The 11,522-nt window shown below is 69.0% G+C and carries 13 protein-coding genes and 1 pseudogene; 5 read left to right on the forward strand and 9 right to left on the reverse strand.

The window, feature by feature from the left end:
• Together KBZ15_RS09205 and plsY are read left to right on the forward strand one after the other, a co-directional pair.
• Positions 1-387: DUF3086 domain-containing protein (locus tag KBZ15_RS09205; protein WP_255014892.1), on the forward strand; the 387-nt coding region annotated here is incomplete at its 5' end.
• 39 nt (positions 388-426) lie between these two features.
• The gene (plsY, locus tag KBZ15_RS09210; protein WP_255014893.1) at positions 427-1,047 is read left to right on the forward strand and encodes a glycerol-3-phosphate 1-O-acyltransferase PlsY; all 621 of its coding nucleotides are present in this window, start codon (positions 427-429) and stop codon (positions 1,045-1,047) included.
• Between the two features lie 33 nt (positions 1,048-1,080).
• Here plsY and proC read toward each other — a convergent pair whose 3' ends face one another.
• The 7 genes from proC to KBZ15_RS09245 all read right to left on the reverse strand — a co-directional run bounded on the left by proC (position 1,081) and on the right by KBZ15_RS09245 (position 6,302).
• Positions 1,081-1,872 carry a pyrroline-5-carboxylate reductase gene (gene proC / locus KBZ15_RS09215; RefSeq protein WP_255014894.1) on the reverse strand — a complete coding sequence of 264 codons (792 nt, stop codon included), beginning with the start codon at positions 1,870-1,872 and terminating at the stop codon, positions 1,081-1,083.
• Positions 1,873-1,880: 8 nt separating this feature from the next.
• Positions 1,881-2,432: a cell division protein SepF gene (locus KBZ15_RS09220; RefSeq protein WP_197148116.1), complete on the reverse strand. Its 552-nt coding sequence runs from the start codon at positions 2,430-2,432 to the stop codon at positions 1,881-1,883.
• An 84-nt stretch (positions 2,433-2,516) separates the two neighbouring features.
• Positions 2,517-3,173 carry a YggS family pyridoxal phosphate-dependent enzyme gene (locus KBZ15_RS09225; RefSeq protein ID WP_396123428.1) on the reverse strand — a complete coding sequence of 219 codons (657 nt, stop codon included), beginning with the start codon at positions 3,171-3,173 and terminating at the stop codon, positions 2,517-2,519.
• Positions 3,154-3,381 carry a PII-interacting protein PipX family protein gene (locus tag KBZ15_RS09230; protein ID WP_255014903.1) on the reverse strand — a complete coding sequence of 76 codons (228 nt, stop codon included), beginning with the start codon at positions 3,379-3,381 and terminating at the stop codon, positions 3,154-3,156. Before KBZ15_RS09230 ends, KBZ15_RS09225 begins: the two co-directional genes overlap by 20 nt.
• A 91-nt stretch (positions 3,382-3,472) precedes the next feature.
• Positions 3,473-4,405 (reverse strand): energy-coupling factor transporter transmembrane protein EcfT, encoded by a 933-nt coding sequence (locus KBZ15_RS09235; protein ID WP_255014895.1) that lies wholly within the window; start codon positions 4,403-4,405, stop codon positions 3,473-3,475.
• Between the two features lie 28 nt (positions 4,406-4,433).
• Entirely contained in the window at positions 4,434-5,798 is a 1,365-nt protein-coding gene (gene der / locus KBZ15_RS09240; protein WP_255014896.1) for a ribosome biogenesis GTPase Der, read from the reverse strand.
• A 33-nt stretch (positions 5,799-5,831) separates the two neighbouring features.
• Complete coding sequence (locus KBZ15_RS09245; RefSeq protein WP_255014897.1) at positions 5,832-6,302, reverse strand: DUF1823 family protein; 471 nt, start codon at positions 6,300-6,302, stop codon at positions 5,832-5,834.
• A gap of 28 nt (positions 6,303-6,330) precedes the next feature.
• Here KBZ15_RS09245 and dusB point away from each other — a divergent pair, with 28 nt between their 5' ends.
• Both dusB and KBZ15_RS09255 read left to right on the forward strand, forming a co-directional pair.
• Positions 6,331-7,323 (forward strand): tRNA dihydrouridine synthase DusB, encoded by a 993-nt coding sequence (dusB, locus tag KBZ15_RS09250; protein ID WP_255014898.1) that lies wholly within the window; start codon positions 6,331-6,333, stop codon positions 7,321-7,323.
• A 77-nt stretch (positions 7,324-7,400) separates the two neighbouring features.
• A pseudogene (locus KBZ15_RS09255) lies at positions 7,401-8,522 on the forward strand (glycosyltransferase family 2 protein); the annotation flags it as partial.
• Between the two features lie 736 nt (positions 8,523-9,258).
• Here the strand turns inward: KBZ15_RS09255 and KBZ15_RS09260 are convergent.
• Both KBZ15_RS09260 and cobI read right to left on the reverse strand, forming a co-directional pair.
• Positions 9,259-10,053, reverse strand: a complete 795-nt coding sequence (locus KBZ15_RS09260; protein ID WP_255014899.1) for a DUF4079 domain-containing protein — start codon at positions 10,051-10,053, stop codon at positions 9,259-9,261.
• Between the two features lie 83 nt (positions 10,054-10,136).
• A complete protein-coding gene (gene cobI / locus KBZ15_RS09265) occupies positions 10,137-10,916 on the reverse strand; it encodes a precorrin-2 C(20)-methyltransferase (protein ID WP_396123429.1) in 780 nt (259 codons plus the stop codon).
• Positions 10,917-10,968: 52 nt separating this feature from the next.
• Here cobI and KBZ15_RS09270 point away from each other — a divergent pair.
• A partial coding sequence (locus KBZ15_RS09270; protein WP_255014901.1) for an acireductone dioxygenase occupies positions 10,969-11,522 on the forward strand: 554 nt, incomplete at its 3' end.

Below are 11,522 nucleotides of genomic sequence, written 5' to 3' on the forward strand. Positions count from 1 at the left end.
AGGGGTGCCCAGGCCAGCTGCGGCAGCCGCAGCCGCAACGCCCTGGTGGCCGCCGCTGCCATTGCCATCCTGGGCGAGCTCTACGGCGAACGCTTCCAAACCCTGGTGCTGGCAAGCCAGCCCGAGCGCCTAGGCGAATGGCGTCGAGGTCTGCAGGACTGCCTGGGCCTGGAGCGGGAGGATTTCGGACCCTCCAGCGGCATCGTGCTGTTCGAACGGGCCGATGCCCTGGTGGAGCGGGCCGACCGTCTCGAGGAGCGAAACGAGCTGCCTTTCATCGTGATCGATGCCGGCGAACTGACAATTGAGGTGCCAATCCTGCAGTTCCCCCTTTGGCTCACCTTCGCCGCAGGTCCCGGCGAGATCGCCAGTGACGAATCCTATTGAGCGAACCGCCATAGCCCCCATCACCAGGCCCCCATCACCATGACCCTGATCACCCTGCCCCTGCTGTTCGCTGGCTACCTGCTCGGCTCCATCCCCAGCGGCTACCTGGCGGGGCGCTGGCTGGCTGGGCTGGATATTCGCCGCGAAGGATCGGGATCCACCGGAGCCACCAACGTGCTGCGGGTGGTCGGCAAGGGCCCGGCACTGGCGGTGTTTCTGGTGGACGTGCTCAAGGGCGCGGCTGCCGTGCTGCTGGCCAAGGCCGTGCTGGATCCCCTGGGTGTGGGGGTGGTGCTGGCCGGTCTGGCGGCCCTGGCAGGCCACATCTGGCCGGTATGGCTGGGCTGGAAAGGGGGCAAGGCGGTGGCCACCGGGCTGGGCATGCTGCTGGGCCTCACCTGGCCGGTGGGCCTGGCCTGTTTCGGCATCTTCCTGGCCGTACTCAGCCTCGGCCGGATCGTGTCCCTAGCCAGCGTAGTGGCCGCCCTGGCCCTGCCGCTGCTGATGCTGGGCTGGTTTGCAGACCAAAACCTGGCGCCACGCTGGCCCTATTTCTCCCTGGCCCTGCTCACCACCGTGCTGGTGGTGTGGCGCCACCGCAGCAACATCGAGCGACTGCTGGCCGGCACAGAACCCAAACTGGGCGCCCCAAAACCCTGAGGCTGGGGCTGGGGCTCAGGAGGCTCTGGGGGGTCAGCCCAGCTCGCGACTGCGCTGGGCTGCGGCCAGCACCGCCTCAATCAGGGCCGAGCGCAGGCCGGCCTGCTCCAATTGGCGCAGGCCCGCGATCGTGGTGCCACCCGGAGAGCTCACCATGTCCTTGAGCTCTCCGGGATGGAGGTTGCGCTCCAACATCAACTTCGCACTGCCCGCGAGGGTCCTCGAGGCCAACTGCTGGGCCAGGAGTCGCGGCAATCCCGCTGCTACGGCGCCATCGGCCAAGGCCTCGGCCACAACCGCCACAAAGGCCGGCCCGGAGGAAGTGAGCGCCAGAAAGGCATCCAGCTGAATTTCGGGCAGCTCATACACCTCACCCACCTGGGCAAACAGCTGCTCCACCCAGCGGCGTTGGCCAGCGGGCACGGCCTGGGCAAAGGCCAGGCCCGTGAGCCCGGCTCGCACCAGCGCCGGGGTATTGGGTACGGCCCGCACGCACTGCCATCCGGGGAAAAGGCGCTGTAAGCGCTCCAGGGATACCCCGGCCAACACCGAGATCAGCAGCCCGCCGGAGCCAGCGGCAGCAGCTTGGGCAGCCCCCTCGAGCTGCTGGGGCTTGACCGCGAGCAGCACCACCGGCGCTGACCAGGCAGCCTGGGGGTCGGTGGCCACGTTGAGGCCATGGGCCTGACGCAACATTTCAGCCGAGGCCTCACTGGCCACCGCAGCTCGCACGTCCCCGGGCTGAACCAGCCCGGCCTCCAGCAGGGGAAACAACAGGGCCTGGGCCATGCGGCCCAGGCCCACCACGCCAAAGCTGGGCGCCATCGGGTGGCCTAGAAGGCGCTTGCCTGGCGACCCCAAGCCGGGCTGGGTGCGGCCACCGGCTCGGGACTATCCACGCCGCGGCTCAAGGTGGTGGGGGAGGAGGCCTCCTCGCTGGAGGCGGTGGTGACCGTTACGCAGCTCGGTGCAAACAGGAAAATGCTTTCGCCCACTCGCTCTTGCTGGCCATCGATGGCGAAGGTGCCGCCAGCGACGAAGTCCACCGAGCGCTGGGCCTGGTCAGGCTCCATCATCGTGAGATTGAGAATCACGGTCTTGCGTTCCCGCAGGGCCTCGATTGCCCGGGGCATCTCATCAAAACTGCGCGGCTCCATCAACATCAGCTCTGCACCGGCCGTCGACAGGCCCGGCATGCCGATCACATTGGTACCCGCGAAGGGGTCGTCTGCGGTGAAGTCGGAGCTCAAAACCAGGGGACTTGAGCGGATGGGCGGGGTGGGCTCGGGCAGCTCTCCACCGTCATAGTCGAGCTCATCGTCGTAGTCGCCGTCGAGATAGTCGTCTCCTGAGACAACGGCACGCAGGCGGGAAAACAACGACACAGAGCGGGCCTCGCAGGATGCTTTCACATAAATAGCGTCCCACACCAATGGCGGCAAGGCTTTCCGCTGCAATTGGCCGCCAGGTCAGCTGGCCAGAACCGGCCGCTCCCCAAACAGAAGGCTGCCGATCCGCACCCAGGTGCTGCCCGCCGCGGCCGCCTCTTGCCAGTCGCCACTCATCCCCATCGAACATTCCGGCAGCCCCAGGGCCCCGGCCAGGGCGGCACACTCGCGATACAGGCTGCCACGCTCAACAGGGCTGAGTCCCAGCGGGGCGATGGTCATCAGGCCCACCGATCGCAACGGCGCCAGGCAACTGAGCTCGGGCCAGTGCTGCTGGAGCTCAGCTGGTTCAAAGCCAGTCTTGCCGGGATCGGGCCGGAACTTCACCTGAAACAGCACCGCCGGAGCGCGATGCTCCTCGGCCGCGATGCGGGCCAGGCGACGGGCCAGGGCCAGGGAATCGAGGGAGTGGATCGTGCCGAACTGGCGCACCACCGCGCGGGCCTTGTTGGCCTGAAGGCGGCCGATGAAATGCCAGTCGAGGGGTTCGAGATCGGCAAGCTCCGCCTGCTTGGCCGCTGCCTCCTGGAGCCTGCTCTCGCCGAAACTGCGCTGGCCCGCAGCCACCGCCTCCCGGATCCGGGCGACCGGCTGGCCCTTACTCACCGCCAACAGCCTGCACCCGGGGGGCAGGCTGGCGCGCACCAAGGCGAGTTGCTCAGATAAAGGTTTGGTCAAACAACTGGCGCCAATGGGCTTGGGCCTCAGGGCAATCGCGACGGGCCCGGGCCAGATTCTGCTCGGCGTAGTGGCGGGCATCCATCAGGGGCACCACCTCAAAACTGGCTCCCCTGGACTGCAAAGTCACCACAAAGAAAATGCGCTGGGCATAGAGGGTGGCGTAGAGGTCCTTGCCCTCGGCCACCGCAGCCACCCGGTAAAGCATCCCGAAGGTGGGATGGTTGAGATAGCGCTCGGGAATCGCAAATGCGCTGCTCACCAATACGCTGCTCACCAATGCGGTTGTTTGGGGGCCATTAAAGGTCACCGACTTTCCAGCGCAGTCCCAGCAGCACCAGCAGCCACGCCGCCGCCGAGGCATTGAGCAGCTTCTGCACCACTCCACCGCCCTGGGGCCTGGGCAGCTGATCGGGCGGCAACCAGCAGCCCCCTCGGGCCAGCAGGGCTTCAGCCCCCTGCTCGGCGCGCAGCAGCACGTTGGCCAGCAGCCGCTCGCCGAGGGCGAGCACCAGGCCCAGGCCGGCCTTCCAGCCCAGGCGCTTGAAATTCACTGCCCTGGTTGCAACAGATCGCAATAGGTTTTGCAGTTCCTCCTGCACCAGGGGCAGAAAACGCAGCGCCAGCAACAGGGTGAAACCGAGCCGCTCCACCGGCCAGCCCAGCCGGCCCAGGGGTGCCAGTACCCAGCCAATCGCCCACACCAGCTGCTCCGGGGAGGTGCTCAGCAGCAACAGGTTGGCGCTGTGAATCAGGGTGAATAACAAGGTGGCTCCGTTGAGGCCGAGCTCGGCCGAGCGCCGGGTCACCACCAGGGGACCCTGGCGGAAAAGCACCCAGGCGGCGCCGGAGCGTTCCGGCGGCTGGCTGCCGGGGGGGCCGGGCTCCAGGCGCAGCTCCGCCGGTGGGCGCTGCAGCTGCCCCGGCGGCAGGGAACCGGCCGGCAGGAAAGCCGCCAAGCCACCCACCAGCAGGGCCAGGGCCAGCAGCAGCGGCACGCTGCGGCGCCAGAGCCGCCAGCTCAGGCCGCTGAGGGCGGTGATCAACAGCAGCAGTCCCACCAGGGCCAGGCGCCAGATCGGCCCGGCCAGAATCGGGGTCACCAGAAAGGCCAGGGTCCAGGCCAGCTTCAGGCGGGGATCCAGCCGCCGCAGCCAGCTGCCGCCCCCGGCCTGGTCCTCCAGCTCCGGAGCTGCAAACTGGCCGATCGGGATCTGGCGCAGGAAGTCCACTCAGCCGCCCCCCCCCAACAGCCAGGCTTCAGCGACCACGAGTCTGGCTGCGGGCCAGCTCCTTCTCGGCATCGCGCTGCTGCTTGCCGCGCCAGAACAGCTTGATGGGTGTGCCCTCAAAGCCAAGGCCCTCGCGGATCTGGCGCTCCACATAGCGGCGATAGGTTTCACCGAAAAGCCTCGGCTCATTGACAAACAACGTGAAGCTGGGGGGCCGCACCGCCACCTGGGTGCCGTAATAGAGGCGCCCCTGGCGGCCTCCGCGGCTGGTGGGGGGCGAGCGCCAGCTGAGCGCCTCGGTGAGCACCTCGTTCACCACCGAGGTGGTGACGCGGCGGCGGTGCTGCTCCACCGCCAGCAGGGCCAGGGGGAAGACCGCCTGCACCCGCTGGCCGCTGAGGGCCGAGGTGAACAGCATCGGCGCCCAGTCGAGGAAATAGAGCTTGGCGCGGAGTTCCTTCTCCATCGCCGGCATGGTGTGGCTGTCCTTCTCGATGGCGTCCCACTTGTTGACCACCACCACGCAGGCGCGGCCATCTTCTTCAATGCGGCCGGCCAGGCGCTGATCCTGCTCGGTGACGCCGTCGAGGGCATCGATCACCAGCACGCACACATCGGAGCGCTCGATCGCCTTGAAGCTGCGGTTGATGCCGAAATATTCGGGCCCGTAGCTCACCGAGCGACGGCGGCGGATGCCCGCCGTATCAAGCAGTTTCCAGGTTTTGCCCTCCCGCTCAATCGTCGTGTCGATCGTGTCGCGGGTGGTGCCACGAATCGGGCTGACGATCGCCCGGTTCTCGCCGCAGACTGCGTTGAGCAGGCTGGATTTGCCCACGTTGGGGCGGCCGATGATCGCCAGCTGGATCGGCTCCTCCGCCTCCTGTTCCTCGCTGGCAGGCAGGAAGCTGAGCACCTGGTCAAGCAGGTCGCCGGTGCCGGCGCCATGGATGGCCGAGATCGGGTAGGGCTCGCCCAGGCCCAGGCCCCAGAACTCAGCCGCCATGGCCAGACCCGCATCGGGCGACTCGCACTTGTTCACCGCCAGCAGGGTGGGCACCCCCTGGCCCCGCAGCCATTCGGCGATCGACTGATCGGCAGCCGTGCAGCCCTGCTGGCCGTCGACGATCACCAGGGCCACGGCCGCTTCGGCCAGGGCCAGGCCCACCTGCTCGCGAATTTCGGGCAGGAATTCGCTGTCGTCGTCGAACACCAGGCCACCGGTGTCAACCACCCGGAAACTGCGATCACCCCAGAAGCCCTCCTGGTAGGTGCGATCGCGGGTCACGCCGGGCTGGTCGTGCACGATCGCTTCGCGGCTGCGGCAGAGCCGGTTCACCAGGGTGGATTTGCCCACGTTGGGGCGGCCAATAATGGCAACGACCGGCAAGGCCAAAGCAGGTATCACAACAACTGTCGTACCTTGACCCTACAGATCACCCGGATGGCCCGCCACCGGATCGGCCGGCTGGTCCAACAGTTGCGGCAGCGGCCCCAGATCCGGCAGCGGCTCGCCCCGCTCGGCCAAATGGGCCAACAGCCAGTTCACGGCGGTGGCCCGGCGGGTGCGGCGCGGGTAGAGCTCGCCGATCCTGTAGCCCCCAAAACCCAGCTGCTCCTTCAGCAGCTGCTTGTGCTCTTTTGCAATTGAGCGGGTGAGGGCCACCGAAGGAGGCCGCTCGGCGATGAACTGGGGTTCGATCGGGAACTGCTCCCGCCAGGCAGCGCCGGTAGCCGGGCCCGCGCTCCAGCGGCCGGAGCCGTTCTGCTCGTATCCCAGGCGCGGCCAGATCAGCTCACACACGAAGCGATCGCTGGTGCGGTCGGCCAATACCGCTTCCAGCAGCGCGCGGCTCAGGGGGTAGGGCACGGCAGCGGGGGCGGCCTGAGCGGAAGCCATCGGCCTGGAGCATCACAATCGGATCACCATGATTAACGCTTCTGCCCCGCAGGTCCCCCTGCAACTCTCTGGCAACGGCACCCCCCGTGTCCTGCGCTGCCGGGTGCTGCAGTCGCCCCTGGCGGGGGTGAGCGATCGCATCTTCCGGGCCCTGGTGCGGCGCTGGGCCCCCGACGCCCTGCTGTTCACCGAGATGGTGAACGCCACCAGCCTGGAGCTGGGCTTCGGGCTGCAGAAGGTGGAGGAGCTGGCGGAGGAAAGCGGCCCGATCGGCGTGCAGCTGTTTGATTACCGGCCCGCCGCCATGGCCGAAGCGGCCAAGCGGGCCGAGGCCGCCGGCGCCTTTCTGATCGACATCAACATGGGTTGCCCGGTAAAGAAGATCGCCAAAAAGGGTGGCGGCAGCGGTCTGATCCGCGATCCCGAGCTGGCCGCCCGGATCGTCGACACCGTGGCGGCGGCCGTGGCGATTCCGGTGACGGTGAAAACCCGGCTGGGCTGGTGCGGCAGCGACGCCGATCCGGTGAGCTGGTGCCGCCAGCTGGAGAGCGCCGGCGCCCAGCTACTCACCCTGCACGGCCGCAGCCGCGAGCAGGGCTTCAAAGGCAGGGCCGACTGGGGCGCCATCGCCGCCGTGAAGCGGGCGCTCACGATTCCGCTGATCGCCAACGGCGACATCAATACGCCGGAGGATGCGTTGCGCTGCCTGGCCCAGACAGGCGCAGACGGGGTGATGGTGGGCCGGGGCACCATGGGCGCCCCCTGGCTGGTGGGTCAACTCGATGCGGCCCTGGGCGGCCGGCCGATCCCGCCCACCCCCGGCCCCGCCGCGAAGCTGGCCCTGGCGGCCGAGCAGCTGCAGGCCCTGGTGGCGGCCAAGGGCGACCACGGCCTATTGATTGCCCGCAAGCACCTCAGCTGGACCTGCACCGGCTTCCCCGGCGCCCCCCAGCTGCGCCACGCCCTGATGCGGGCCCCCACCCCGGCCGAAGCCCTGGCGCTGCTGCAGCGGCAGCTGTGATCCAGCTCTGGCCCTGGCTGCTGCTGCTCTGGCCCCTGTGGCTGAGCCGCCGGCCAGAAGCGGGCAGGCCCCTGTGGATGCGGCGCAGCCTGCTGGTGCTGCTGGCGCTGCTGACCGTCCGATACCTTTGCTGGCGGGTCACCGGCAGCCTCAACCTGACCACGCCCCTGGCGGCCCTGTTCAGCCTCCTGCTGCTGGCCGCTGAGGGCTGGCTCCTGCTCAGCGGACTGGTGCCACTGCTGCTGGGCTGGCGCCGCTTCGACGATGGCCGTGCCGCCGCCGATCGGGCCGAGGCCCAATGGCGCAGCGGTGACTGGCGCCCCTGGGTGGATGTGCTGATCCCCACCTGCGGCGAGCCCCTACCCGTGCTGGAGCGCTGCCTGTTGGGCTGCACCGGCCTCGACTATCCACACCGCACCATCTGGGTATTGGACGATGGGGGCCTACCGGAGGTGGCAGCGCTCGCCGCTGCCCATGGCTGCCGCTACCACCACCGGCCCCAGCGGCTGCATGCCAAGGCCGGCAACCTCAACGCCGGCCTGGCCCTGGGCGGCGGCGACCTGGTGGCCGTATTCGACGCCGACTTCGTGCCCCAGCGCCACTTCCTCGATCGCACCATCGGCCTGCTGTTGGATCCGGCCGTGGCCCTGGTGCAGACCCCCCAGTGCTTCATGAACGCCGATCCGGTGCTGCGCAACCTGGAGCTGGAGCCCTGGTTGCTGCCCGATGAAGAGAGCTTCTATCGCTGGATCGAGCCGGTGCGCAGCGCCTGGGGCGCGGTGGTGTGCGCCGGCACCAGCTTTGTGGTGCGCCGCTCAGCCCTCGACCAGATCGGCGGCTTTGTCGAGGGGGCCATCTCGGAGGACTTCGTCACCGGCATCGCCCTGGCGGCCCGGGGCTGGCAACTGCGCTACCTGGGCGAGAAGCTGAGCGCTGGCCTGGCCGCCGAAACCATGCTCGACTTCGTGCGCCAGCGCCAGCGCTGGGCGGGCGGCACCCTGCAGGCCCTGCGCCTGCCCCAAGGGCCCCTGCGGGTGAAGGGGCTGGGTTGGGGCCAGCGCCTGGCCTACCTGGAGGGAGCGCTGCACTGGCTCAACACCCTGCCCAGGCTGGTCCTGCTGCTGCTGCCCCTGGGTATCGGCCTGCTGGGGGTGATGCCGGTGCGCTACAGCGCCATGGATCTGCTCAGCCTGTTGCTGCCCCTCTGGCTGGCCCTGCTGCTGAGCGTGGGCTGGCTCAACCGCGGCAGTCGCCATGCCCTCCTGGCCGACCTACCCGGCTGGGCTCTGGCCATTCCCCTCACCGTCACCGTGCTGCGGGGCGTCTGGGGGCGGGTGATGCCCTTTCGCATCACCCCCAAACACCGGGTACGGCATCGGGGCGGCATCGATCCGCTGCTGGGCAGGCCCCTGCTCCTGCTCCTGCTGCTAAATGGCTTCAACCTGGCTGCCATCGGCCTGGCCCTCGGCACCGGGGGTGCCAATCCGCAACTTGCCCTGGGATTGCTTTGGGCAGGCCTGAATCTGCTGGGTCTGCTGGTGGCCCTGCGTGCGTGCTGGGACCGCCCCTGCCCCGATCCCACCCCCTGGTTGGGCATCAAAGTGAACGTGAGCCTGTGGGGGCCAGAGCAGCAGCAACTCAAGGGTCGGCTGACGGCCCTTGCGGAAACGGGAGCAGACCTGGTGCTGCCCGGCCCCGGCCCGGTGGGCCCGGGCTGGCGACTGGTGCTTGATGCCGGCGCAGGATCCCTTCTGCCCCTTGATCTGGCCCCCCTTGATCTGGCCCCCTTTCCCGCAGCAGGGGAACTGCTGAGCGTGAGCTGGGCTGGGGAGGCCAGTGCCAGCGTGGTCGAGTTGCGGCGCTGGCTGTTCAGCCGGCCGGGCGCCTGGCCAGATCGCCTCGCTCCGCCTGAATGGCCAGCGCTGCTCGCCCTGCTCAGACAACTGGCGCGGCGGCCCCTCGCCCCCGGACCCGGCCGTCGAAGCCTGGTGCCCCAGCAGCTGCACCCGGGGCATGGGCCTTGGCCTTGGCCTGGGCCTGGGGACAGCGGCGGGCGTTGAAGTCGCAAGCGTAAATCGCCGGCTTCTGCCAGCTCAGGGGAATCTCGAGCAGGTCTCGCGTGCCGGTAATGGCCTGCACCGCCAGCAGCACCGCTGCCAGCACGTTGGCACTCACATGCAGGCGCCGCATGCGGGGCGAACGCTGGATTTCCGGGCGGGAGGCCATGGCCAGCAACAGCAGGCCCGTGAGCAGGGCCCCACTCCAGTAGTGGGAACTCCAGAAGGCCCCACTGAAGGGGTTATCGGACACCCGCCAGATCTCCGGCTGGCTGCCCAGGCCCAGCAACCCCGCCCAGGTGAGCAGGGCAAAACTCGCCCGCAGGGCTGGCCGCCGCACCCGCCACAAAGCCAGCAGGGCCAGCAAGCTGCCGAGGGCCGCCAACACCAGCAGGGCCAACCGTCCCTGTCCGCCGACAAAGGGGGTGCCGGGGTCAAACCAGCGGCTGAGGAAGGAGTACACCAGGGCGATCAGCACGGCCACCACGACGCCGGCAGCGAGCCAGCGGCCGTGGTCGGCATGTTCCTGGGGCACGGTGAGGGGCTGCCTGCTCAGCCCTAGGCGCCGCTCCCGCGCCAGGAGGCCCAGCCGCACCGTGGCCCCAACCACCGGATAGACGAACAACACCGCGAGCACCGGATGCAGCAGGGCAAACCAATCGATCGGGGTCATCGCAACGGAAGCTCTGCAGAAAGTCTGCCCATCCCTGGCCCTGGCGGCCATGACTGGTCAGGGGCGCAACTCAGAGCAGCAACTCAGGGCAGCACCGCCGGCCAGCTTTGGCGGATCAACAGCAGGGAGAAGTAGGGCTGCTCGTCGGCGGGCACCTCGGCCGCCGGCGCCAGCAGCTGGTCGGGCCAGCCCACCCGCTGGGCAAAAAGACTGGCGGCCAGCAGCCCCCGCTCCGCCAGCAGCGGACGCACCCAGGCCCAGCGATGGCCAAGCTTGAGCAGGGCCAGCACCATGCCCTCGCCGCAGGCTCGCTGCAGCAGGGCCGCCAGCTCCTCGGCGCCGTCGGGGGTGGGCCGGATCAGCAGGGCGTCCTGCTGCAGGGCCAGGGGCCAGGGCAATCCCTGGGAGGAGGCTGCCGCGGCGGCCGCCGCCACCGCGGTGATGCCCGGAATCACCGCCACCGGACAGGCCGGATGGCGTTCAGCCAAGGCGAGTAGGGCATAGGAGGCGCTGGCGTAGAGGGAAGCGTCGCCCTCACACAGCAACACCACCGCATGGCCGGCGGCCACCTCAGCAGCCAGGGCCGCGGCGGCGCTGTGCCAGGCAGCCTGGCGCGGTTCAGCGCCGGCCACCATCGGAAACAGCAGCGGCAAGCGCCGCTGCTGGGGCCCGATCCAGGGGGCGGCAATGCGGGCGGCCATGCCATCGGCACCCTCCCGGGCCACCGGGTAGGCCACCACCTCCGCTGCCCCGATCGCCCGCACCGCCGCCACCGTAAGCAGCTCCGGATTGCCTGGCCCCACCCCCACCAGGGTGAGCCCCGCCGCCGCCAGCTCTCCTGGGAATTCTGCCGAGGACACCACTGGCCTGCTGCTGCTGCCTTTCTAGGCTGGGAATTGAACGAGCCCTGGCCAAATGAGTCTCCTGCAGGTGTTTGCCACCGACCCGGCCGGACCAGCCTCCCCCAGCCTCTCCAGCAGCGATCCGGCCCAGATCGCCGCCACCCTGGCGCCACTGGGCATCGGCTTTGAGCGCTGGCAAGTCAAAGCCCCCCTGGCCCCAAACGCCGATCCGGCCGCGATCCTGGCCGCCTACAGCGCCGAAATCACCCAGGTACGGGCCAGCGGGTCGTACCCCACGGTGGATGCGATCCGCATGACGCCGGAGCACCCCGACCGCCAGGCCCTGCGTCAGAAGTTTCTGGCTGAGCACATCCATAGCGAAGACGAGGTGCGCTTCTTCGTAGAGGGCCAGGGCCTCTTCTGCCTGCACATCGGCGCTGAGGTGCTGCAGCTGCTCTGTGAAGCAGGCGACTGGATTTCCGTGCCAGCAGGCACGAAGCACTGGTTTGACATGGGCCCAGAGCCCCACTTCTGCGCCCTGCGCTTCTTTGACAACCCCGAAGGCTGGGTGGCCCAGTTCAGCGGCGACCCAATCGCCGAGCGCTATCCGCGCCTCGACGAACTATC

It is taken from the genome of Cyanobium sp. BA20m-p-22, assembly GCF_024346275.1.
In the GTDB taxonomy this organism is placed as follows: domain Bacteria; phylum Cyanobacteriota; class Cyanobacteriia; order PCC-6307; family Cyanobiaceae; genus Cyanobium_A.